This window comes from Pseudarthrobacter sp. B4EP4b, from assembly GCF_006680095.1.
GTDB lineage: Bacteria > Actinomycetota > Actinomycetes > Actinomycetales > Micrococcaceae > Arthrobacter.
On sequence record NZ_VHIJ01000018.1, the window covers coordinates 1 to 20,740 of the forward strand.

The 20,740-nt window shown below is 65.4% G+C and carries 24 protein-coding genes and 1 pseudogene; 14 read left to right on the top strand and 11 right to left on the bottom strand.

Going from position 1 to position 20,740, the window contains the following annotated elements:
- Together FNL14_RS23240 and FNL14_RS06430 are read left to right on the top strand one after the other, a co-directional pair.
- Positions 1-629, top strand: a pseudogene (locus FNL14_RS23240) (hypothetical protein); the annotation flags it as partial.
- 24 nt (positions 630-653) lie between these two features.
- Complete coding sequence (locus FNL14_RS06430) at positions 654-1,079, top strand: CoA-binding protein (protein WP_142058628.1); 426 nt, start codon at positions 654-656, stop codon at positions 1,077-1,079.
- 13 nt (positions 1,080-1,092) lie between these two features.
- On the opposite strand, the gene FNL14_RS06435 is transcribed toward FNL14_RS06430, so the two are convergent.
- Positions 1,093-2,121 (bottom strand): isopenicillin N synthase family oxygenase, encoded by a 1,029-nt coding sequence (locus tag FNL14_RS06435; protein WP_142058630.1) that lies wholly within the window; start codon positions 2,119-2,121, stop codon positions 1,093-1,095.
- A gap of 45 nt (positions 2,122-2,166) precedes the next feature.
- On the opposite strand from FNL14_RS06435, the gene FNL14_RS06440 reads away from it, so the two are divergent.
- The 4 genes from FNL14_RS06440 to FNL14_RS06455 are packed head-to-tail and all read left to right on the top strand — an operon-like array spanning position 2,167 to position 3,750.
- A complete protein-coding gene (locus FNL14_RS06440; protein WP_142058632.1) occupies positions 2,167-2,583 on the top strand; it encodes an MmcQ/YjbR family DNA-binding protein in 417 nt (138 codons plus the stop codon).
- Positions 2,583-3,143: a DUF1990 family protein gene (locus FNL14_RS06445; RefSeq protein WP_255470726.1), complete on the top strand. Its 561-nt coding sequence runs from the start codon at positions 2,583-2,585 to the stop codon at positions 3,141-3,143. The genes FNL14_RS06440 and FNL14_RS06445 overlap by 1 nt, the downstream gene beginning before the upstream one ends.
- Positions 3,140-3,457: a putative quinol monooxygenase gene (locus tag FNL14_RS06450; protein ID WP_091421104.1), complete on the top strand. Its 318-nt coding sequence runs from the start codon at positions 3,140-3,142 to the stop codon at positions 3,455-3,457. Before FNL14_RS06445 ends, FNL14_RS06450 begins: the two co-directional genes overlap by 4 nt.
- Positions 3,457-3,750, top strand: coding sequence for a DUF503 domain-containing protein (locus tag FNL14_RS06455; protein ID WP_091421106.1), 294 nt, complete (start codon positions 3,457-3,459; stop codon positions 3,748-3,750). Before FNL14_RS06450 ends, FNL14_RS06455 begins: the two co-directional genes overlap by 1 nt.
- Before the next feature lie 18 nt (positions 3,751-3,768).
- Here the strand turns inward: FNL14_RS06455 and FNL14_RS06460 are convergent, their stop codons facing one another.
- Entirely contained in the window at positions 3,769-4,554 is a 786-nt protein-coding gene (locus tag FNL14_RS06460; protein ID WP_142058634.1) for a hypothetical protein, read from the bottom strand.
- A 40-nt stretch (positions 4,555-4,594) separates the two neighbouring features.
- Between FNL14_RS06460 and FNL14_RS23245 the strand changes: the two genes are divergently transcribed.
- Entirely contained in the window at positions 4,595-4,735 is a 141-nt protein-coding gene (locus FNL14_RS23245) for a hypothetical protein (protein ID WP_181762555.1), read from the top strand.
- A 78-nt stretch (positions 4,736-4,813) separates the two neighbouring features.
- On the opposite strand, the gene purL is transcribed toward FNL14_RS23245, so the two are convergent.
- Genes purL through purS form a run of 3 tightly spaced genes read right to left on the bottom strand, consistent with a single transcriptional unit; the run spans position 4,814 to position 8,146 of the window.
- Positions 4,814-7,123: a phosphoribosylformylglycinamidine synthase subunit PurL gene (purL, locus tag FNL14_RS06465; RefSeq protein WP_142058636.1), complete on the bottom strand. Its 2,310-nt coding sequence runs from the start codon at positions 7,121-7,123 to the stop codon at positions 4,814-4,816.
- On the bottom strand, positions 7,120-7,893 hold the full coding sequence (purQ, locus tag FNL14_RS06470; protein ID WP_142058638.1) for a phosphoribosylformylglycinamidine synthase subunit PurQ: 774 nt from the start codon (positions 7,891-7,893) through the stop codon (positions 7,120-7,122). The genes purL and purQ overlap by 4 nt, the downstream gene beginning before the upstream one ends.
- Position 7,894: 1 nt before the next feature.
- Complete coding sequence (gene purS / locus FNL14_RS06475) at positions 7,895-8,146, bottom strand: phosphoribosylformylglycinamidine synthase subunit PurS (protein WP_003798434.1); 252 nt, start codon at positions 8,144-8,146, stop codon at positions 7,895-7,897.
- A 282-nt stretch (positions 8,147-8,428) separates the two neighbouring features.
- On the opposite strand from purS, the gene FNL14_RS06480 reads away from it, so the two are divergent.
- Together FNL14_RS06480 and FNL14_RS06485 are read left to right on the top strand one after the other, a co-directional pair.
- On the top strand, positions 8,429-8,614 hold the full coding sequence (locus FNL14_RS06480) for a hypothetical protein (protein ID WP_091421117.1): 186 nt from the start codon (positions 8,429-8,431) through the stop codon (positions 8,612-8,614).
- 348 nt (positions 8,615-8,962) lie between these two features.
- Positions 8,963-12,001: a S8 family serine peptidase gene (locus FNL14_RS06485; RefSeq protein ID WP_255470731.1), complete on the top strand. Its 3,039-nt coding sequence runs from the start codon at positions 8,963-8,965 to the stop codon at positions 11,999-12,001.
- Positions 12,002-12,070: 69 nt separating this feature from the next.
- Here FNL14_RS06485 and FNL14_RS06490 read toward each other — a convergent pair whose 3' ends face one another.
- Genes FNL14_RS06490 through FNL14_RS06505 form a run of 4 tightly spaced genes read right to left on the bottom strand, consistent with a single transcriptional unit; the run spans position 12,071 to position 14,435 of the window.
- Positions 12,071-12,418: a serine protease inhibitor gene (locus tag FNL14_RS06490; protein WP_142058642.1), complete on the bottom strand. Its 348-nt coding sequence runs from the start codon at positions 12,416-12,418 to the stop codon at positions 12,071-12,073.
- Positions 12,415-13,347: a 3-methyladenine DNA glycosylase gene (locus FNL14_RS06495; protein WP_181762556.1), complete on the bottom strand. Its 933-nt coding sequence runs from the start codon at positions 13,345-13,347 to the stop codon at positions 12,415-12,417. Before FNL14_RS06495 ends, FNL14_RS06490 begins: the two co-directional genes overlap by 4 nt.
- Positions 13,325-13,930: an SSI family serine proteinase inhibitor gene (locus FNL14_RS06500; protein WP_142058646.1), complete on the bottom strand. Its 606-nt coding sequence runs from the start codon at positions 13,928-13,930 to the stop codon at positions 13,325-13,327. The genes FNL14_RS06495 and FNL14_RS06500 overlap by 23 nt, the downstream gene beginning before the upstream one ends.
- A gap of 34 nt (positions 13,931-13,964) precedes the next feature.
- Positions 13,965-14,435, bottom strand: coding sequence for a MarR family winged helix-turn-helix transcriptional regulator (locus FNL14_RS06505; protein ID WP_142058648.1), 471 nt, complete (start codon positions 14,433-14,435; stop codon positions 13,965-13,967).
- Positions 14,436-14,512: 77 nt separating this feature from the next.
- Between FNL14_RS06505 and FNL14_RS06510 the strand changes: the two genes are divergently transcribed.
- Positions 14,513-14,755, top strand: coding sequence for a hypothetical protein (locus tag FNL14_RS06510; protein ID WP_091421135.1), 243 nt, complete (start codon positions 14,513-14,515; stop codon positions 14,753-14,755).
- A gap of 169 nt (positions 14,756-14,924) precedes the next feature.
- Complete coding sequence (locus FNL14_RS06515; protein ID WP_091421138.1) at positions 14,925-15,140, top strand: hypothetical protein; 216 nt, start codon at positions 14,925-14,927, stop codon at positions 15,138-15,140.
- A gap of 114 nt (positions 15,141-15,254) precedes the next feature.
- On the opposite strand, the gene FNL14_RS06520 is transcribed toward FNL14_RS06515, so the two are convergent.
- Positions 15,255-16,613: an aspartate kinase gene (locus FNL14_RS06520; RefSeq protein WP_142058650.1), complete on the bottom strand. Its 1,359-nt coding sequence runs from the start codon at positions 16,611-16,613 to the stop codon at positions 15,255-15,257.
- 252 nt (positions 16,614-16,865) lie between these two features.
- On the opposite strand from FNL14_RS06520, the gene FNL14_RS06525 reads away from it, so the two are divergent.
- The 3 genes from FNL14_RS06525 to FNL14_RS06535 are packed head-to-tail and all read left to right on the top strand — an operon-like array spanning position 16,866 to position 20,140.
- Complete coding sequence (locus FNL14_RS06525; protein ID WP_142058784.1) at positions 16,866-17,825, top strand: ABC transporter ATP-binding protein; 960 nt, start codon at positions 16,866-16,868, stop codon at positions 17,823-17,825.
- Positions 17,822-18,967 (top strand): ABC transporter permease, encoded by a 1,146-nt coding sequence (locus FNL14_RS06530; RefSeq protein ID WP_142058652.1) that lies wholly within the window; start codon positions 17,822-17,824, stop codon positions 18,965-18,967. The genes FNL14_RS06525 and FNL14_RS06530 overlap by 4 nt, the downstream gene beginning before the upstream one ends.
- Positions 18,968-19,003: 36 nt before the next feature.
- Positions 19,004-20,140 carry a hypothetical protein gene (locus tag FNL14_RS06535; RefSeq protein WP_142058654.1) on the top strand — a complete coding sequence of 379 codons (1,137 nt, stop codon included), beginning with the start codon at positions 19,004-19,006 and terminating at the stop codon, positions 20,138-20,140.
- Here the strand turns inward: FNL14_RS06535 and FNL14_RS06540 are convergent.
- Complete coding sequence (locus FNL14_RS06540) at positions 20,132-20,728, bottom strand: GNAT family N-acetyltransferase (RefSeq protein ID WP_142058656.1); 597 nt, start codon at positions 20,726-20,728, stop codon at positions 20,132-20,134. The two genes, FNL14_RS06535 and FNL14_RS06540, sit on opposite strands and share 9 nt — an antisense overlap.
- Positions 20,729-20,740 lie beyond the last annotated feature (12 nt).

Genomic DNA, 20,740 nt, shown 5'->3' on the forward strand with positions numbered 1-20,740 from the left:
GGCTTGCCCTGATAGCGGGGATGGGGATGGGTGCGGGCGGGGTTGCCGCCAGCACTGCCCCTCACGGGCAGGCGGGGAGCCTCTCCATCCAGCACATGCTCAAGGACTGGGCTCCCGCCTGGAGTCTTCCGGCGCCGCAGGCCCTCGGAACCGGGCTGCCGGCAACGGCTCTGTCCGGCAGCACTGGAGCTGAAGTGGAAGCTTCTGAACCGGACCCGGGCGATACTGCTGACAGCCAACCCGCTGGCGTTGCGGAGAATCCTGCTGGTCCCCGCCGCAGCCCGGCGGCCTCCGCCGGAATCCCGGCCACGCACGCCTCCGGAGTGAAGGGGAGCGGTGCGGCCGCCACCGGGCAGGGCATGGCGAAAGGGACCGGAAACGACGCCGGTGCTGCCGCCACGGATGCTGGTTCTGCCGCCACGGCTAAGGGGAAGGCGGACGGGCATCCGGGGCATGCCGTGGGGCAGGACGGCCAAGTCGGTTCCGATGCGCCGGGCAAGGTTGGTGATGCCGTGCCGGGTGTGCTGGCCTACGTGGCCGGAGGGACTTTGCAGGGGACGGCGGACACCGCCGGCCAGGCCTTGAAGGCCATCCCCGGCAACAGCTGGCTGCAGAAGTTCAACCGGTAGCCGCGGGCGACGTAGGCTAAGCGCATGGGCCACAAAAATGATCCTGCCGTTGTCGAACGCCTGATGCGGACCAAAGGCCGCTGGGCCATCGTGGGCCTCACCACGAATGAGTGGCGTGCAGCCTACGACACCTCGCTTTTTATCCGGGACCGGCTGGGAATGGAGATTATCCCCGTCAACCTTCCCGGCGAAGCCGTACACGGGGAAACTGGCTACCGGAGCCTCGGTGACATCCCGCCCGAAAAGCATCCCATCGAGGTCGTGGACTGTTTTGTGAACTCGCAGAAGGTGGGGGATGTGGTGGACCAGGCAATCGCGGTGGGAGCGAAAGCGGTGTGGCTGCAGCTGGGTGTCATCGACGAGGCCGCGGCGGAACGGGCCAAGGCTGCCGGGCTGGACGTTGTGATGGACACCTGTCCCGCCCAGCAGGCCTGGAAGTACAACCTCTGACGTTCCTGCCGGTTCAGCGGGTCAGGAGCCCCGGATAGTGCCGTTCCGTGACGTCCGGGTGGGCCCGCATCCTGCCTTTGAGCATATTCATCCCGTAGGAAGCCAACAGCGGGTTGGCGGGATCGTCAGTGATACCCCGCGCTTCGGCCTTGAGCTCCGGCGGGAGGGGGACGGGATCGATCACGGCGTCGAGGCGGGGCGACCAGAAGAACGGGACCGAATACCTGTCCACGCCCGGTGGCGGCGCCTGGACCCGATGAATCGTGGCCACGAGGTAGCCTTCGGTCGCGACTTCGAGCATCTCGCCCAGGTTCACCACCAGGGCTCCGGGGATGGGCTCGACGGGCGCCCATTCGCTGGCCCCGGGCGGAAGGACCTCCAGTCCGCCGATATCGTCCTGCAGCAGGAGCGTGACGAACCCGTAGTCCGCGTGTGAGCCCACGCCCTGGTCGCCTGCGGCTTCCACGACTCCGCCCACGTAGTGAACCAGCTTTCCCATCCAGGCCGGGCTGCCCTGGAACGGCTCGTCGAAGTAGTCTTCGGGCAGTTTCAGTGAGACCGCGATGGCCCGGAGCAGTTCCATTCCTACCCGGGACATCAGTTCCGCCCACTCCATTGCGGCCGGCTTGAGTTCCGGGAAGGAGTCTTCGGGCCACAGGTTGGGGCCTTGGAGCAGCCAGTAAGGCTTGTCGTCCGGATAGTCCCTGACCGGCTCGCGTTCGGGCGAATAGTCGATTTGCTCCCGGGCATCCGCACGGCCCTGGGTCACCTCCGTGCCCATCCGCGTGTATCCGCGGAAGTGCGGAGAAAGCCTGTTGTCCAGCTTCATCCGTTCCTCCAGCGGCAGCGCAAAGAACCGCCTGATAAGGTCCAGCAGGCGTTCCGGCTGGCCTGGCGACGCACCGTAACCGGTGATCTGGAAGAAACCCACATGGTGCGCTGCATGGCGCAGCTGCTCGATGAATTCCGGATTGAAGGACCCGTCGGATTGCCGGGCCGTGGCCAGGTCCAGAACAGGAATGGCCCCCTGATCATGTGACATCCTCGCAGACTAGCACCGCGGCAGCCGGCTTTGTAGGCTTCGTGAATGGACCCTGCTGCATTGAGGAAGATCTGCCTCTCGTTTCCCGGCGCGTTCGAGGATTATCCGTTCGGCCCGGAGACGGCTGTCTTCAAGGTTCGGGCCGATGCCGCCGGCGGGGCGCGGCATGAGGCCAAGCTTTTCGCGCTGTCCGGGATGGACCTGCGGGACTGGTACGTGAACCTCAAATGTGAGCCCAACCTTGCCGTGCAGCTCCGCGCCGCGCACCCGGAAATCACCGGCGCATGGCACATGAACAAGACGCACTGGAACGGGGTCCGCCTTGATGGAGCCCTGCCGGATGACATGATCCGCGACATGGTGGAGGACTCCTACGACCTGGTGGTGGCAGGGCTGACCAGGAAACAGCAGGAGCAGCTCGGTTGGGCACGGCTTGCCGGCTCCAGGGGCATCGAGCAGTGATGCCCAAGTGGCCGCAGCAGGGCATGCGGCATGACCTTGATTACCCCGGCATAGGAGGAACGGAGTACCGGGCCGTTCCGAAGGGGTACGCCGGGGTCCTGGAAGAGGTCCAGCTGGGCAGTGGCTTTGCCGTGTACCGGCGGGTGGCAGCGGGCATTCTGTCCTGGGAGCTCCAGCGGCGCGCAGGCCTCCGCGTCCGGACGGATTCACCACAGGTGGTGCCGGGAGCGCGGGTGGTCAGTGGTTTCGGCGTCGGACCCTTTCGCTTGAATGCCCCCTGCGAGGTGGTCTGGGTTCACGAACCGCTGAGGGCGGATGTGCCGCAGTCCGCTGGATTTGGCTACGGAGCGTTGCGTGGGCACCCGGCCCGCGGCGAGGAATCCTTCGAGGTGGAGATCAACAGCGACGCCGCTGTTCACCTACGGATCCGCGCGTTCAGCAAGCCGGGCAACTGGTTCTACGCGGCCGGGGGACTGGTGACCCGGGCGGCGCAACGCCACGTTACATCCCGGTACATTGAAGGGGCACGGCAACTCGCTGCGGAAGGACTGCGCCCATGATTTTTATCGTTGTCAAATTCAAGGTCAAGCCCGAGTGGTCGGAGCGCTGGCCCGGCCTGGTGGCAGATTTCACCCAGGCCACGCGCCAGGAACCGGGCAACCTCTGGTTCGACTGGTCGCGCAGCCTCGATGACCCGAACGAGTACGTCCTGGTGGAAGCCTTCAAGGACGATGCCGCCGGCGACCACGTCAACAGCCCACACTTCAAGCAGGCCATGGCGGACATGCCCCAGGCCCTCGCCGAAACACCCCGCATCATCAGCCGCCAGCTCGACGGCGACGCCTGGGACCTCATGGGGGAGCTCACCATCTGATGTGGATCGGCTGGATCGAATTCGACATCCTCCTGGGCGACGTGCAGAGCCTCAAGGAAAAGCGTTCCGTCGTCAGGCCGCTGATCGCTGAAGTCAAGCGCCGCTTTGACGTCTCCGTGGCGGAGGTAGGGGACCATGACCAGTACCGGCGCACCCGGTTGGGTGCAGGCCTCGTGGCAGCCGACCGGGCCCACCTCGTGGAGGTGCTGGCCGCCGTCGAACGCCTGGTAGCAGGGCGCCCTGAAATCGAACTGCTCAGCGCACGCCAGCGGGAGCTCCACAGCGAAGACTAACATTCTCACGCCATATGGCTACTGCCCAAGGAGCCTTACGAGGGCCGGCAATGCCAAAGCGGCCAGCAGTAGTACTCCGCAAAAGACCGATGTCGAAATCCCCAGCCGAAATCCGGATTTGCCGATAAACGGAGCTGTCCAATGCTGGCTCTCAAGTGGGCTGCTGTACCGGAGCTGTGCCCCGACAGTGAGCGGCACTATTGAGATACCGGACAAAGCGACGAAAACAGTAGCGGCGAAAAGCCAGAGGATCAGGCCTGCCGACGGCTCCGCTACTTTGAAGCCGTGCTCGTTGACGTGGGCGATCGCCCAGCGGACGTTGTCATTACTTCCGATGAATCCGGCCACCACCCAGCAAAGACCAGCAAGTAAAACGCCCACTATGGGAGCGGTCACTGGAACCCTTGACCCGCTCCGCTGCTGTTGCAGCGTCATGACGACCAGAACCACTGCGCCGAGGGTTGGGGCCCATGGCAAAGCTGCGAGCAGACTCAGTCCGAACTTTGCTGTTGCGGTTCCAACGACAACAGTTACAACAGCAGCGCCCAGAAGCAGCCCAAAGAATCCACTGTTATCTGTGTTCGAAGTCGAAGAATGGTTGCTCGTAGTTACATAACGCCGTTGGTCGATCGTTTGATGGAAATTCGCGTTCCCGGAGATATCTCCAGTGCGAATCCTTTGATCGTTGCGTTGCGAGGGTAGCTCCCGCGCAACATTCTCGCGTTCGGCCGCCTTGGCCGAAGAACGGCCGATCGCGGCAGTAAGCACCGGGCTGACGACAGCCCCAAGAATGGAAGCAATCACTGCGGTCCAGGGCCCGGCTGCCTCGCGCGCAAGGTGTTCTATGAAGCTGCTCATCATCACGCTCTCTCACTTGTTTTTAGGAACAAGACAAGAATGGCGCATAGGTATGACAAAGCTTGTAAAGGAGAAATCCGTTGCTGCCGATGAGGACCGTTGGGCTTTCCACCTCTTGCTTAACTAGACGCGGGGTCACTCAGCGCCCATCCCGGAGGGATTTTTGGGCGGTAAGTGACCCCGCGTTGCTTGTTGGGGGTGGGGCCTAGCCGAAGTACTTCGGCAGGGTCCCTTCGTGGGCTTCGCGGAGCGCGTCCAGGGACAGGCTCTCCACTCCGTTGATGTCCAGGGTTCCGCTGGCAGCGTCCACCACACCGATACGGGTGTGGGTGAAGCCGCGGGCGGTGCACATATCCGTGAAGCGGACTTCCTCCGACCGGGGAACGCCCACAACGGCGCGGCCCTGGGATTCTGAGAAGAGCGCCGTGAACAGGTCCACGCCGTCCCGGTCCAGGACATCCTGCAGTGCGATCCGGGCACCCACGCCGTAGCGCAGCGAGGACTCCACCAGGGCAGCCGCGAGGCCGCCTTCGGAGAGGTCGTGAGCGGAGTCGATCATGCCGTCGCGTGAGGCGTTGATCAGGATCTCACCCAGGGCGCGTTCGGCGTCGAGATCCACCTTCGGCGGCTGGCCGCCCAGGTGGCCGCGCATGTTGGCCCACTCGGAGCCGTCCAGCTCGGCAGCGGTGGTGCCCAGCAGGTAAATCGCTTGGCCGTCCTCACGCCAGCCCGACGGCGTGCGGCGGGCGACGTCGTCGAGCTTGCCCAGCACAGCCACCACGGGGGAGGGGTGGATGGGCGTGGTGCCCGTCTGGTTGTAGAGCGAAACGTTGCCGCCGGTAACCGGGACACCGAGCACCTTGCAGGCGTCGGACAGGCCGCGGATGGCCTCCGCCAGCTGCCACATGACGTCCGGGTCCTCGGGGGAACCGAAGTTCAGGCAGTCGCTGACGGCCATCGGGACGGCGCCGGAGGTGGCGACGTTCCGGTAGGCCTCGGCCAGCGCCAGCTGCGCACCGTGGTAGGGATCGAGGTAGGTGTACCGCCCGTTGGCGTCGGTGGCCAGGGCAACGCCCAAGCCGGTTTCCTCATCCACGCGCACCACGCCGGCGTCGTCCGGGAACGCCATGGAGGTGTTGCCGCCCACGTACCGGTCGTACTGGTTGGTGATCCAGGACTTGGAGCACATGTTCGGTGATGCCACCAGTTCGGTCACTGCCGCCGCGAGCTCCGACGGAGCGGAGGGCCTGCCGGCGTCCTGCACGGAGCCGGTGAAGGTGTCGGCCTGCACAGCGTCCTGCCACTCGGGACGGGCGAACGGGCGGTCGTACACCGGACCGTCGTGTGCCACGGTGCGGGGATCGACGTCGACAATCACCTCGCCTTCCCAAGTGATGATGAGGCGGCCGGTGTCGGTCACTTCACCCAGCCACGCGTATTCAACAGCCCACTTGTCCATCACGGCTTCGAACGCCGCAACGTTCTCCGGCGTGACAACGGCCATCATGCGTTCCTGCGACTCGGACATCAGGATTTCGCCCGGGGTCAGCGTGGGGTCGCGCAGCAGGACGGAGGTCAGCTCAACCTGCATGCCGCCGTCGCCGTTGGAGGCCAGCTCGGAGGTGGCGCAGGAGATGCCGGCGGCGCCGAGGTCCTGGATGCCTTCCACCAGGGAGCCCTTGAACAGCTCCAGGCAGCACTCGATGAGGACCTTCTCGGCGAACGGGTCGCCCACCTGCACCGCGGGGCGCTTCGAGGGCTTGGTGTCGTCGAAGGACTCGGAGGCGAGCACGGAGGCGCCGCCGATGCCGTCGCCACCGGTGCGGGCACCAAACAGCACCACCTTGTTGCCCTTGCCCGAGGCGTTGGCGAGGCGGATGTCCTCGTGGCGCATCACGCCCACTGCGAGGGCGTTGACCAGCGGGTTGCCCTGGTACACGGAGTCGAACACCATTTCGCCGCCGATGTTCGGCAGGCCCAGGGAGTTGCCGTAGCCGCCGATACCGGCCACCGCACCGTGCATCACGCGCGCGGTGTCCGGGTGGTCGATGGCGCCGAAGCGCAGCGGATCCATCACGGCGACCGGGCGGGCGCCCATGGAGATGATGTCGCGGACAATCCCGCCAATGCCGGTTGCGGCGCCCTGGTAGGGCTCAACGAACGACGGCGAGTTGTGCGATTCGATCTTGAAGGTCACGGCCCAGCCGTCCCCGAGGTTGGTCACGCCGGCGTTTTCGCCGATGCCCACCAGCATGTCCTTCTTCATCTCCGGGGTCACCTTCTCGCCGAACTGGCGCAGGTGGTTCTTGGAGGACTTGTAGGAGCAGTGCTCGCTCCACATCACGGAGTACATGGCGAGCTCGGCGCCGGTGGGGCGGCGGCCCAGGACCTTGAGGATATCGTCGAATTCGTTCTGCTTCAGGCCCAGCTCGGCCCACGGCAGCTCGGTGTCCGGGGTCTTCGCGGCGTTTTCGACAGTGTCGATATTGAACTTCTTGGTGGTTTCGATGCTCACTTGTCGCCTCCCACAATCTTGGTCAAAACGGAGGTGAAGAAGCCCAGCCCGTCGGTATCGGAGCCGCCGATGCCGTCCAGCGACTCGGGGCCGAATCCGGCCTCCACCGCGTGCTCGGGGTGCGGCATGAGGCCCACCACGTTGCCGGCGGCGTTGGAGATGCCGGCGATGTCGCGGCGGGAACCGTTGGGGTTGAATCCGACGTAGCGGAACACCACGCGGCCCTCAGCCTCAAGGGCGTCGAGGGTCTTCTCGTCCGCGATGTACTGGCCGTCCTGGTTCTTCAGCGGCACAATGATTTCCTGGCCCGCCTGGTAGTCCAGCGTCCATGCGGTGTTGCTGTTCTCGACGCGCAGCACCTGGTCGCGGCACATGAACTTGAGGTGGTCGTTCTTGATCATCGAGCCGGGCAGCAGGTGCGACTCGGTGAGGATCTGGAAGCCGTTGCAGATGCCGAGTACGGGCAGCTTGGCCTCGCTGTTGGCCGCGTCAATGATTTTGGACATCAGCGGTGCGAACCGGGCGATCGCTCCGGCACGGAGGTAGTCACCGTAGGAGAAACCGCCGGGAATCACCACCGCGTCCACGTCGCCAAGTTCCGTATCCGCGTGCCAGAGTTCGACGGCGGTGCCACCGGCCAGGCGCACGGCGCGGGCAGCGTCGCGGTCATCCAGGGTCCCGGGGAAGGTGACGACGCCGATCCGGGCCCCAGCGAGGCGCGGTTCTGCGGCGACGGCGATGGCCTCGCCGATCAGGGGAAGTTCAGTCATGTCAGGCCTCGACGACCTCGACGTTGACGACGTCCTCGATCACGGGGTTGGACAGCAGGGTCTCTGCGGCATCGCGTGCCTGGGCCAGGATGTCCTCGGTCACCTCGCCGTCGACAGTCAGTTCAAAACGCTTGCCCTGGCGGACAGAGCTGAAGCTGGTGAAGCCCAGCCGGGGCAGAGCGCCGACGATAGCCTTCCCCTGCGGGTCCAGAATCTCGGGCTTGGGCATAACGTCAACAACGATCCGGGGCATCCGGTAACTCCTGTGCGTGAGCTTGGGTAAGGGCGCAGCTCAGTGGTGCCGTCTCACGCCGTACCGAGGTGTTTGGGGGACACTTTGAAAGACTTGGTGGACGGGCGCTCCGCGAGCTTGCTAGTCCATTCTACCGGCCGGAGCGTCCCACCCTGTATTCGGCTGATTCCTGTCATGCTGACCGGTTCGGGCAGCATATGGAGCGGGAGTCACAGGGTTCCGCCGCAGTCCCGTATTGAAGAGATTCTGGAGTTGTGCGGGTGCGGTCATTAGGATTGCTGAATGGCTGAGAAATCGAGATCCGTGCTGTTGCCGGTGATGGCCGCGGCTGTCTTCGCCGGGCTGGGCCGGATGGTCCTTCAGAAGATCAAGGCAGACCGGTTTGCCCGGGAGAACCGTGTTGCCGGACCGGTGGACGAAAAAACCAGGCAGTGGATCAGCGACGTCGTCAGGACACCCCGCCAATAACAGCGGCGGGCACAGCAGTGTGAGGTAGTCGGGGTGCCCTGCGGGGCGCCCTTTTTCGTGCCCGGCAACCGGGCATGCCCGCGAACCGCATGACTAGAAAAAATCTGCCTTAGTGTCCTATGTCATATTTGGCTCTCACTCTGTACCCTTTGAATCGGCCGGTAACACGAAATGACAAGATCTGTAACTTCGTGTGCCGGGCCAGTCGTTTCGGGCCCCCAACCATGGCTGGGCCGGTACCTCTCGAAAGGGTTGCACGTGAGATCAACTGGAAAGAGCCCCGTAAGGGGCGGGGGATTCCGGAGGGCTGCGGCGCTGGCCGTGGCCCTGCCGCTTCTGCTCACCCCGATGGCCGTCACTCCCGCCACCGCGGCGCCGGCCGGACAGGTTCTGCCGCCCGCTGCCAAGAAAACCGCGCCTGTTGAGTTCAAGGACGGCCGCTACGTTGTTGTGCTGGCAGGTGCGGCGGCTGCCGCTTATGAGGGTGAAACCCCGGGGCTTGGGGCAACCAAACCACAAAGCGGCCGGAAGTTGGACTCCGCAAGCGCCAACTACAAGGCTTATGACGCGCACCTTCGCAAGCAGCAGCGTGACGTGGCTGCAAGCCAGGGCGCCACACCGCAAAAGCAGTTCACGGCTGCCCTCAACGGCTTCACCGCCGAACTGACCGCCGCCCAGGCGATGGAACTCGCGAAGGACCAGCGCGTTCTCCTGGTTGCTCCCGACGTCGAGAACGGGCCCGATTACACCACCACCGACTTCCTCAAACTGACCGGGCCGGAAGGTGCGTGGGCCAAGCAGTTTGGCGGCGAGGCCAACGCCGGCAAGGGCGTTGTGGTGGGAGTCATCGATTCCGGCTACGCCCCGGACAACCCGTTCCTCCAGGGCGAGCCCGTCCAGCCCCTGAGCGGTCCCGCCCAGGTTGGCGTTCCCTACCGGACCGCCGACGGCAAGATAGCCATGCTGAAGGCAGATGGCACCACCTTCGAGGGCGAGTGCCAGAAGGGCCAGGGAACCGGGGCGGCGTTCGATGGCTCCCTCTGCAACTCCAAGGTCATCGGTGCCCGCTACTTCGCCGATTCCTTCCTGCAGTACGTGACCCCCGCGAACCGCGCCCCGGAGGAACTCATCTCTCCGGTGGATGTGGGCAGCCACGGTACCCACACCGCCACCACTGCGGCGGGCAATGCGAACGTGGAGCAGGTCATCGACGGCGCAAGCTTCGGCAGGAGCTCCGGCGTCGCCCCCGCCGCCAAAGTCTCCGTCTACAAGGTCTGCTGGGAAGACACCAACCCGGACACCGGCGGCTGCTACTCCTCGGCATCGGTTGAGGCAGTGGAAGCTGCGGTCAAGGACGGCGTGGACGTCCTGAACTACTCCATTTCCGGCAACAACAACAGCACCACCGATCCCGTGGCGCTGGCCTTCCTGAACGCCGCCGCGGCCGGCGTTTTTGTCTCGGCTTCGGCCGGCAACTCGGGCCCCACCGTTTCCACCGTGAACCACGCCTCACCCTGGCTGACCACCGTGGCCGCGTCCACTTTCCCGAGCGATCTGCTGGGCACCGTCAAGGTCTCGGACGGCTCGGTCTACCGGGGCGCCTCCATCATGAAGACCGAAGTCGCGGACAAGCCTGTGGTGGTTGCTGCCGCGGCGGCAGCTGCCGGGGCCGCCAACCCGAACTTGTGCGGCCCCGGTTCTCTCGATGCTGCCAAGGTGTCCGGCAAAGTAGTGGTCTGCGACCGCGGCGTGGTGGACCGGACGGCCAAGAGCCAGGAGGTCCAGGACAAGGGCGGCGTGGGCATGATCCTGGTGAACCTCACCAGCAGTTCCGAAGACGCGGACAACCACGTGCTGCCCACCGTGCACGTCAACGCCCCCAAGAGCCTGGAACTGAAGTCCAAGCTGGAGTCCAACCCCGCGCTGACCGTCAGCCTCGTCAAAGGCGACCTGACCGGCCTGCCCCCTGCCCCTGCTCCCCAGATCGCCGGTTTCTCATCACGTGGTCCCACCCTCGCATCGGGCGGAGACCTGCTGAAGCCTGACATCGCGGCTCCGGGAGTCAACGTTCTTGCCGGCGTCTCCACCATCGGCAACCACGGGGATCAGTTTGGCTTTATGTCCGGCACGTCCATGGCGGCACCGCATATTGCCGGCTTCGGCGCACTGGTGCTCAGCAAACAGCCCAAGTGGACGCCCGCGATGGTCAAGTCCGCCATGATGACCACGGCCTACCCCCTCGTCAACGCGGACGGTACGCCCAACACGGATCCGTTCCAGGGCGGTGCCGGGCACATCGATTCAACCCGAGTCCTGGATCCGGGCCTGGTTTACAACTCCGGGATCAAGGACTGGCTGGGCTTCCTCAACGGCCAGGGTGTGGACACCGGCGCTCCGCAGGCCGGCACCATCGCCGCCCGGGATTTGAACCTGCCGTCCATCGCGCTCGGCAGCCTGGTGGGCGAGGTACAGGTCAAGCGCCAGCTGACTGCCCTGGTCCCCGGCATGTACCGGCCGGAGGTCAACCTGCCCGGCTTCAACGTCCAGGTGGAACCGAAAGCACTTAACTTTGCCAAGGCAGGCCAGACCCGCGAAGTTACCCTGACCATCCGGAACGTAAGCGCACCGGTGGGCAAATTCAGTACAGGCAGCCTGACATGGAAGGGTCCCCGCACCGTAAGCTCGCCAATCGCCATCCGGCCGGTTGACGCACAGATCGCACCCTCGTTCTCCTTCAGTTCACCCGCCGGAAGCGGCAGCGGCACCATGGAACTGGTTTCAGGGTCGGACAGTCCCATCAGCGTTGGCGTGGAAGGCCTGGCTCCGGTGAGCCAGACGGCCATCACCAAGACTCCCGGCGAGTACGCACCGGCCAACGATGCCCACAACGCACTGCTTCAAGTGGCAGTGCCGGAAGGGGCCTCCTTCGCCCGGCTGGGTGTCCAGGCGCAATCCGACGACGTCGACTGGGACATGGTGGTCTATGCACCGAATGGCGCCGGGGGACTGACGGCCACCCAGGTGGCGACCGCCTCGGCCAGTGAGTTCCTGGATCTGGAGGCACCCCGGGCGGGCACCTACTACATCGTGGCCAACCTCTACTCCACCCCGGACAATGGACCGGCCACAGCGACAGTCCAGGCCGTGACCTTTGCCGGGGATGCCGGCAATCTCAGGGTGGATCCGAACCCAATCGCGGCCCCGAACGGAACCGCCACGGCGGCCACGCTCTCGTGGACCGGCCTGTCCGAAGGGGCTTACCTGTCCCGCCTGAGCCTGGGCAATAACGGCATCAGGACCTGGGTCAACGTCCAGGTGGGCGCAGCCTCCGTTGCCCCAGCCGGCGCTCCGCAGGTTGCCTTCGCGGACGGCGTGCCTGCGGCCTAGCAGTTACTCGAAAAGCAGGGTCCCGGGCGGTTGGAAACCGCCCGGGACCCTGCTTTTCTCCCGCGAAACCTAGGTGTTGCCCCACGCACCGCCGGCGCTGCCCAGCAGCGGCGCCATCGCCCTCCACCTGGCGATTTCGCAGCCATCCGTACGGGTGAAAACCGATTCAACAACCCGGCCGTGGAACGTCCCGGTGACCACGGCAACCTGGGGCCCGCCGTACTGCTGGGTGCACAGTTTAGGCGGCCCGGGTTTCGGAAAGAAGATGTCCTCACCGTGAGTCCGGACCGCGGTCAATGCAGCTTCGGGATCCGGCAGGGTACTGGCAGCGGAAGGGCCGTTATCGTCGGCCACCAGCCGGAAGAGGTATTCGGCTGCGCCAGGGTCCTCCCGCAGCCTGGTGGTCAGGTCGATCATGCCGCACCGTTTCCCCCGAGTGCGGCAAGTTCAAGGGCAAGCTTTTCGCGAAGTCCGGCTGCCTCGGCCGCGAAACCACGCTGGTGTTCCACGTAGGCGGCCTTGCCCTGCGGGGTTTCGATGGGAATGGCCGGGTAACCCCACTCGGCGAGGTCGTAGGGGGAAGCCTGCATGTCCATGGCGCGGATGCGCCAGGACAGTTCAAAGCAGTCCATCACCAGTTCGCTGGGCAGGGCCGGCAGCAGCTTGTAGGCCCATTTGTACAGGTCCATGTTGGCGTGCAGGCATCCCGGTTGCTCCAGGTGCCGCTGGGACTCGCGGCTGGGAGCCAGTTCATTGAGCGGGATGGCGTCCGGCGTGTAGAAACGGAAAGCATCGAAGTGGGTGCAGCGGATCCGGTTGTCCTCCACCACCTTGTCCGTCCCCGCTGAGCCGAGGCGCAGCTGCAGGTACTCGTGCCGGAGGTCAAACCGGTCCTGGTGGTAGACCATGGCCCATTCGTGCAGGCCGAAGCAGCCAAACTGGGCGGGCCGCGCAGCGGTGCCGCGAAGGATGATGCCGGCAAAGGCGACGGCATCCTTGCGGTCGGCAAGGAACCCGGTCCGGTCCAAGGTGAGAGCGGTACTTCCCGTGGGCAGCCCGAGGGAGGCGAGTTCGTCGTCGTCGAGCGTCCGGTAGTGTTTCCAGCCGCGGCGCGCGGCCGCTTCCCCGCCCGCAAGGACGACGCCGGCACCCGGGTGCCAGCGCCGGAGCTGGCCTGGTTTCTGGGTGTAGTAGGTGAAAAGGAAGTCCTCCACCGGATGCTTTTGTCCAGCAGAGCGCCGGGCGAGGTAGGGGTCCGCATAGCGGCTGACGCGCTGGTGGTGGGCTTCCTCCCTCTCCCGCCATTCGTCCGCCGCGAGGACCCTAAGCTGCTCCACCGCTGGCACCGATGACGTCCTTTGCCGCGTTCCAGGCGCTGATCTCGCAGCCGTTGGTGCGTTTGAAGGCGTCATCAACAGGGACGCCGTCCACCACTCCCGTCACCGTGGCTTCCTGCGGACCGCCGTACTGCTCCGTGCACGCCTGGTCGGTCCGGAGCGCCGGGGAGGCCAGCAGTGCCGCGTTTTCTTTCAGGGCGGAGCAGGCGGCCGCAGCAGTGGGGTGCTTGCTCTCGGCGTCGGGCATGCCGTCGACGCAGACCAGCGTGTAGTGGACCTCCGGCTCGGCTGCGGATGGCTTATAGGTGATGGCCAATTCAGCATTGCCCTGCCCCGGACCGGCCGACGGCCGTGCGGGTGGTTCGGGGGAGGGCGCCGGGATGGTGGATTCGGCGTCGGGGGCGGTGCTGCCGGACGGCGCTGCGGAACCCGGCGATGCTGATGAAGAAGCGGGGGCTGCGGGGCTGCCCGAGGTGCCGCCGCCCTGCCCGGAGGAACAACTTGGCACCAGCAGGAGGGCAGTCAGCAGGAGCACTGCTGATGGCACCGTGCCTGAAAGCACTTGGTGCCCGCGCCGAGGCCTGTCCGTCATGCTGCCATTCTACTGCCGCAGCATCATCGCCCGGCTAAGCCTGCCGGCCGTTGGAGGTGGCTGCGATCAGGCCCATCATGGACGCGTGCAGCTCGCCCACCTGGTCACGGGTCAGGCCCAGGCGCTCCATCATGGTCCCCGGGACATTGAGCGCCTCCTGCCGCAGCGCCGCACCCGCCGGCGTCAGGTCAACGGCGAGGGCGCGCTCGTTGCCGTCCACCCGCCGTCGGGAAATCAGGCCCGAGGACTCAAGGCGACGCAGCAGGGGCGAGATGGTGGCCGGTTCCTGTGCGAGGGCATCACTGATGTTCCGTACGGTGCGGGGGCTGGATTCCCAGAGGCACAGCATCACCAGGTACTGCGGGTGGGTGAGGTTCATCCTCTCCAGCACTGGCTTGTAGGCTCCCACTACGCTGCGCGCCGCCACGGTCAGCGCGAAGCACAGCTGGTGTTCCAGCAGCAGGTCATCGTCCTGGGTGGCGGCAGTACCGGGTGCGGGATTCATCAGGCCTCCAATTGTTAGTGCACTAATTATTAGCGTACACTGTTACCGGTAGATGGGTGACTGGAAGGAGTCGGTTCATGGGTAAGGCAAGCTCCGGAAGCAAGGGAAACGCTTCCCAGCGCTTCATGCGGGCAACGGGCAAGCTGCGGGCCGTTTTCGGACCCGCGAGCCGCACGTCCCTGATCCACGACATGACGGAGGAAAACCGCCGGCTCCTGGCGCAGCGCGAGGCTGAAACCCAGCAGTGGGAGACCCTCACGCGCCCCGACGGCAGCACCTATGTGGTGCCCCGGAACCCTGACGACAAATCCCTTCGCTGACCCTGCCGCCCGGCCCTGTGCCGGCTCCGCTCGTGTCCCGGCAGCCCGCCCGGTTTTGGTGGGCTGCTGATCCTTTTTAAGGTGCCGGGCGTAAAATAAGGGCACTGGCTCCGCCAGGATTTTCTTGGAATCGCTCTTTCCCCGGTACGCGGGAGGGGGGTGGAAAACAGTGGCACATTTCATCGATGGGTTCATGAGCCTGACGGACAGGCTCCGCTTCTTCTTTGGCCCCGCCGCCCGGGTGGACTCCAGTCTGCCGGTGGTACACAAGCATGACGAGTTCGAGCAGGCCTCGGAAGAGGAACTGACGCACTTTGTGGTGGAAACCGATACGTCAGGCCACCACTATGCGGTACGCCGCGACGACCTCGAGAAGGAGGCCTGACCCTGGCAGCGCAGCTGCGGCCAGACCCAAAAATGCACTGGTGACGGACTGAGTCCGTCACCAGTGCATTTTTACTGAAAGTCGGTTTTGCAGGTCCCGCGGTGCGGCGAGCTGTTAGCGGCCCGTGCCGCCGTACACAGTGGCTTCGCTCTCGCTGTCCAGCTCAAAGGCCCGGTGGATGACCCGTACGGCCTCGTCCAGCAGGTCAGCGTGCGTAACAACTGAGATGCGGATCTCCGAGGTGGAGATCATGTTGATGTTGATGCCGGCGTCCGAGAGTGCCTTGAAGAACGTGGCGGACACGCCTGGGTGCGAGCGCATTCCGGCGCCGATCAGCGACAGCTTGCCGATCTGCTCGTTGTACTCGATGGTTTCAAAACCGATCTGGTCCTGTGCTGCGTGCAGCGCTGCCAGTGCGTCGGCGCCTTCCACGATGGGCAGCGTGAACGAAATGTCCGTCCGGCCGGTGCCGTGGGTGGACACATTCTGCACGATCATGTCGATGTTCGAGTGGGCATCGGCAATAACCTGGAAGATGGCAGCAGCCTTGCCGGGAATGTCCGGCACACCAACAACGGTGACCTTGGCTTCGGAACGGTCGTGCGCGACGCCGGAGATGATTGGCTGCTCCAAGGCAACTCCCTCTTGAGTGGTGATCTTGTCTTCGGCGCTGGGGATGACCCAGGTGCCTTCGTGCTGGCTGAATGACGAACGGACGTGCAGTGGCACGCCGAACCTGCGCGCGTACTCCACGCAGCGAAGGTGCAGGATCTTGGCTCCCGACGCCGCAAGTTCAAGCATTTCCTCGCTGGAGATCGTATCGATCTTCTGGGCTGAGGGGACCACCCGGGGGTCGGCGGTGTAGATACCGTCCACGTCCGTGTAGATTTCGCAGACGTCCGCCTCAAGTGCTGCTGCGAGTGCCACCGCCGTAGTGTCCGAACCGCCGCGGCCCAGGGTGGTGATCTCGTTCGTGGCGCGGCTCATGCCCTGGAAGCCCGCCACGATGGCGATGTTTCCCTTGTCGAGTGCGGTGCGGATCCGGTGGGGGTCGACGTCGATGATCCGGGCCTTGCCGTGGATGCCATCGGTGATCATGCCGGCCTGGGAGCCGGTGAAGGACTGGGCGGAGGCGCCCAGCTTGTTAATGGCCATGGCAAGCAGCGCCATGGAGATACGCTCACCGGCGGACAGCAGCATGTCCATTTCGCGGGCGGGGGCCGAGTCCGTCACCTGGGCGGCCAGGTCCAGGAGTTCGTCAGTGGTATCGCCCATGGCGGAGACCACCACAACCACTTCATTGCCGGCAGCATGGGCGTCCACAACGCGCGCTGCCACCCGTTTGATGCCGTCGGCATCCGCCACGGACGATCCGCCAAACTTCTGCACGATCAGCTGTTTGGTTACTGCGCCGCCGGCGGGCAGCTCCTGTGCCTGCTTTGCGTTGTGCACTTCTGTAGTGGGCGTACTCATGCGCGAACCTTCACTGGATCAAATTGGAGCCGGCCCAAGCAGCGGTGATGCTGTGTTGGCCCTGACCCGGGGGAACTTGCGCCGTTGTTGGCGCGACTTCGTGGCACCAGTTTATCGCCGCCCGCGGTCAGGGGTTGAATTGTGACCGAATCCTGGGCGTTAGGAAGCGTGCCGCCAGCATCCGCGGGCGTACGCTCAAAAGTGTCAGCGTGCATCAAAAAACTGTGGGGGACAGGTGCGTTATACATGCCAATGATTTCTGAGTTATCGGACGGTACGGCAGGGCTGGAGCCCGACGGCGGCATCACGGCTCATGCCGTCAGCCGCAGCTTCGGCATGGTACACGCCGTCGAACATATGGACTTCCATGCCCCGGCAGGCAAGGTGACCGCTCTGATCGGGCCAAACGGGGCCGGCAAAACTACGCTGCTGCTGATGCTGGCGTCGTTGCTGGCGCCCGACCAAGGCAGCATCAGTGTGGGCGGCCTCGATCCGCGCCAGGATCGCGCGGAAGTACGCAGCCGGGTTGGCTGGATGCCGGACACCCTGGGTGTGTGGGAGTCGCTCACCGCCCGTCAAATCCTCACCCAGATGGCCCGCTTCTACCGGCTTCCCGCCCAGGGCATCGGACGGCGGGTCGCAGAGCTGTTGGAACGCGTCCGGCTGGACGACCTGGCCGACCAACCGGCGCGGGTACTGTCCCGCGGACAGCAGCAGAGGCTCAGCCTGGCGCGGGCCCTGATCCACGATCCTTCCGTCCTTCTGCTCGACGAACCGGCATCGGGCCTGGATCCCGGCTCCCGCGTGGAGCTTCGGCTGATGCTGCGGGAACTGGCGGCAGAGGGCAAGGCGGTGGTGGTTTCGTCCCACGTGCTGAGCGAACTGGACGAAATTGCCGACGGCGCCGTGTTCGTTAACAAGGGCCGTACCGTCAGGCAGCAAACCACTGAGCAGGCTGCCGCCGCCGGTCGGCGCTACGCCGTCACCGCCTCCGACATGGAGGCGCTCGCTGCCAAACTGACCGGGCTGGGGCTGGCGTTCCGGCGCGAGGAAGGACGCCGCCCGGCTCTCAGCCTGATGCTGGGCGGTGACAGCGACGCCGAGCGGCTGCTGCGTGACCTGGTGCTCGCCGGCGTCGGGGTGACCTCCTTTGCCCCCGCAACAGGGGCCCTTGAAGAGACCTACATGAGCCTCGAAGGGGAGCTGCGATGAGCCACGCAACAAAGGACCGGCAGGACACCGGCGGCAGGACAACGGGCGGTTACCTGCCCGGCATTCGGGATGTGGTGGTGCTTGAGCTCAAGCAGCGGCTGCGGTCCCGCGGCTGGTACATCATGCTGGCCATCTGGTTTGTCCTGACCGGCCTCGTGACCTGGCTGACCTGGGCCAGCTGGAACGCCAGCCAGGAGGCGCAGCGCGGATACCCCGGCTACGTGGCGCCGCCGGACACCGGTCCAGGATCCATGATCTTCGAGGTGGTCCTGGCCTTCGTCCTGCTCTTTGCGCTGCTGGTTGCCCCGGCGCTGTCCGCCAACGCCGTTAACGGCGACCGGGCCGGCGGCACTCTGGCCATCCTCCAGGTAACCCTGCTGCGGCCCGGCCAGATCCTGTGGGGCAAATTCGTCGCGGCGTGGGCCGCGGCCCTGGCCTTCCTGGTGGCCAGCACGCCCTTCCTGGTAATCGGGGTGGCGCTGGGCGGCATGACTCCCGGCCACGTCCTGGTGGCGCTGCTCATGCTGGCAGTTGAGGTGGGAGTTGTCTGCGCCATCGGTGTTGGCATCTCGGCGCTCGCGGGCCGGCCACTGTTTTCGATCGTGGTCACGTACCTCGCCGTGGCCGGCCTTGCCGTGGGCACCCTGATCGCCTTTGGGCTGGGAACAGGGCTTACGCAGGGGACCATTATGGCCAACCAGGCCCAATACCGGGCGTACGAGCCGCTGTCCCGGGAGGGAGGCCAACAGGGGCCCACTGAACCGGAGTACACGTGCTCCGGACCGCTGCAGGAGCAGAGCGCCATGCGGACCGAACGGGTGGCCTGGTTGATAGCAATGAACCCTTACGTGGTGGTGGCCGATGCGATCCCCTACAAGGACCGTTCGCAGGAGCGCAACTACTCATCGGTGGGCGCAATAGAGACCATCAGCCAGGGTGCCCGGTATGCCATGGCCGGTCCGGAGGGCACCTTCCCGTGTGCGAACGGCGAGGTCAAACCGCGGTACCTGGCGCAGTCCACCCCGCTGTGGCCTTTGGGACTGGGCCTGCAGCTGTTGGTGGCCGCACTCCTGATGTGGCTGGGTTGGCGTGCGCTTCGCACGCCCGCCCGCAAACTGGCGCGGGGAACCCGCATAGCGTAGCTGCTCCTGTGGACAGGCCCGGCACGGTGGACCACGATGGGGTTAGCCCCGCGAGCACCGGGGCTGGGCCTGTTGTGGGATACGGGGGCTTGGACTGTGGCCGGTGACGAACGGCAGGACGAGGGTTTCGGCGTCGAAGAACCTGTGTACGAGGTTATTGGCGCAGGCGGGACCATCCCTGCGGCCGCTGAAGACGATGATGCCCTGCCGCCAAGCCCGGGCGCCGCCCGCGTGGTCCTGCGCCAGGCCTTGGTGGACGTCGCCCGGATTGTCGTCTCCGGACGCTTCTGGTGGCAGTCAGCCACCATTTTCCTGGCGTCCCTGGCCGCTGGGCTGCTGACGGTGATGGTGGCAACCGGAGGTGACGTTCCGCCCGATGCGCCCGGAGGCGTCTACGTTCTGGCCGCGGCGATCCTGGTTCCGGTTACCTGCGTGCTGGCGATCAGATGGGCACGCCATCGGGGCAGGACGGACGAGGACGGGGAGCCTACGGCGGAGGGTCCGTTCCTGGCCTGGACGGTGGCTTGTGGCCGCGGAGTGGTTTTTACGTTGCTGGCTGCGCTGTTCCTGCTTTGCCTTGCCTACGCAACGGAATCCTCCCCTGCCGTAGCCGTCATAGCGGCCGCTGTGGCCCTTTGGGAGGTCCTGGTTTTTGCTGCGATCGGGGCGGGAACGCTGTGGTGGTTCGGCAAGAACACTGGACGGGCCGTGGCATGGAGTGCAGCCTTCCTGCTCCTGCTCGGAAATGTCCTTGCCGTGGCGGCGCTTCTTCCCGCCGTGCGAACCTCGGAGCGGGTCCTTGTTGCTGTGAACATAGAACGTGACGGCGCTGGACAGATGGTGTCGTGGCAATGCTTGCCCGAGCTGCGGGGTTTCACGGAGGTTTATCACACCGAGAGGATCGCCTGGATAGCTGCGAGCAATCCGCTGATCCTGTTCAGCATGCTGGCCGGGGAATCCGGTTCCCAGGATGACACGCTGGCATGGTTTCCCGGAGCGACGCAGGACGCCGCTGATGCTTCACAGGTTCCCTGCGTGGAGGGCCGGGAGCGCGACGGCGCAGCGGACGGAGTGCCACTGGCAGCCGTCGGCATCGGTGTTCAAGCGGGTGTGGGCGGGGTCTTCCTTGGCGGTGGTTATGCGGCGACCAGGCGCCCGTCCGCCTCAGGGTGATGAATCTGGACTTTCCAGTCGAAACATCAGCAACGGAAGGCCTTTGCCGGCGCTTTCCGGATATTCGGGGGAAACTGCATCCGGCCGGAACCCGAGACTGCGGAGAAGCCGGATGGATGGTTTGTTCGGTTCATAGACCGCCGCTGCAACAGTGTTGATCCCGCGCTGGGCGAAGAGCCAGGTCACCAGGGCGGCCGCAGCCTCACGTCCGTAACCGTGGTGGTGGTACTCGGGATGCAGGACGTAAGCCAACGCGGCGTGCCCGGCAGGATGCCGTCCGGGGGCCAGCATGCCCGGCCTGGAGACGGCAGTGCTGTTCCAGGTGCGCGCATCCCCGATCACCTCCCCGGACTGCCGCAGGGTGATGGCCCAGCAGTAGTTGAACCAGGCGCCGGCCGATGCCTCGGCAAGGACCAGGAGCTCTTTGAGCCTTGCCCGGTTGGCCTCGACGGAGAGCGGCTCGTGGGAGAGGTACCGGGTGGCGGCGGGATTGCTGCGGTAACTGTGGATGGCGGCCTCGTCCGAGCCCTCGACCAGCCGCAGCACGAGCCGCTCGGTGACGAGCGGTTCGATCTCACCCGGGGGCATCGCCGGCCGGCC

Bases quoted from the DNA above. Each gene is read 5' to 3' on its own strand.
- FNL14_RS06510 (WP_091421135.1), top strand. From the start codon at position 14,513: ATGGGTAAGGCAAGCTCCGGAAGCAAGGGAAACGCTTCCCAGCGCTTC.
- FNL14_RS06540 (WP_142058656.1), bottom strand. From the start codon at position 20,728: ATGCCCCCGGGTGAGATCGAACCGCTCGTCACCGAGCGGCTCGTGCTG.
- FNL14_RS06500 (WP_142058646.1), bottom strand. From the start codon at position 13,930: ATGACGGACAGGCCTCGGCGCGGGCACCAAGTGCTTTCAGGCACGGTG.
- FNL14_RS23245 (WP_181762555.1), top strand. From the start codon at position 4,595: ATGAAGCTGCTCATCATCACGCTCTCTCACTTGTTTTTAGGAACAAGA.
- FNL14_RS06450 (WP_091421104.1), top strand. From the start codon at position 3,140: ATGATTTTTATCGTTGTCAAATTCAAGGTCAAGCCCGAGTGGTCGGAG.
- FNL14_RS06525 (WP_142058784.1), top strand. From the start codon at position 16,866: ATGATTTCTGAGTTATCGGACGGTACGGCAGGGCTGGAGCCCGACGGC.
- FNL14_RS06520 (WP_142058650.1), bottom strand. From the start codon at position 16,613: ATGAGTACGCCCACTACAGAAGTGCACAACGCAAAGCAGGCACAGGAG.
- FNL14_RS06445 (WP_255470726.1), top strand. From the start codon at position 2,583: ATGCCCAAGTGGCCGCAGCAGGGCATGCGGCATGACCTTGATTACCCC.
- FNL14_RS06480 (WP_091421117.1), top strand. From the start codon at position 8,429: ATGGCTGAGAAATCGAGATCCGTGCTGTTGCCGGTGATGGCCGCGGCT.
- FNL14_RS06455 (WP_091421106.1), top strand. From the start codon at position 3,457: ATGTGGATCGGCTGGATCGAATTCGACATCCTCCTGGGCGACGTGCAG.
- FNL14_RS06490 (WP_142058642.1), bottom strand. From the start codon at position 12,418: ATGATCGACCTGACCACCAGGCTGCGGGAGGACCCTGGCGCAGCCGAA.
- purS (WP_003798434.1), bottom strand. From the start codon at position 8,146: ATGCCCCGGATCGTTGTTGACGTTATGCCCAAGCCCGAGATTCTGGAC.
- FNL14_RS06430 (WP_142058628.1), top strand. From the start codon at position 654: ATGGGCCACAAAAATGATCCTGCCGTTGTCGAACGCCTGATGCGGACC.
- FNL14_RS06440 (WP_142058632.1), top strand. From the start codon at position 2,167: ATGGACCCTGCTGCATTGAGGAAGATCTGCCTCTCGTTTCCCGGCGCG.
- FNL14_RS06530 (WP_142058652.1), top strand. From the start codon at position 17,822: ATGAGCCACGCAACAAAGGACCGGCAGGACACCGGCGGCAGGACAACG.
- FNL14_RS06485 (WP_255470731.1), top strand. From the start codon at position 8,963: ATGGCCGTCACTCCCGCCACCGCGGCGCCGGCCGGACAGGTTCTGCCG.
- purQ (WP_142058638.1), bottom strand. From the start codon at position 7,893: ATGACTGAACTTCCCCTGATCGGCGAGGCCATCGCCGTCGCCGCAGAA.
- FNL14_RS06435 (WP_142058630.1), bottom strand. From the start codon at position 2,121: ATGTCACATGATCAGGGGGCCATTCCTGTTCTGGACCTGGCCACGGCC.
- FNL14_RS06535 (WP_142058654.1), top strand. From the start codon at position 19,004: ATGGGGTTAGCCCCGCGAGCACCGGGGCTGGGCCTGTTGTGGGATACG.
- FNL14_RS06505 (WP_142058648.1), bottom strand. From the start codon at position 14,435: ATGAATCCCGCACCCGGTACTGCCGCCACCCAGGACGATGACCTGCTG.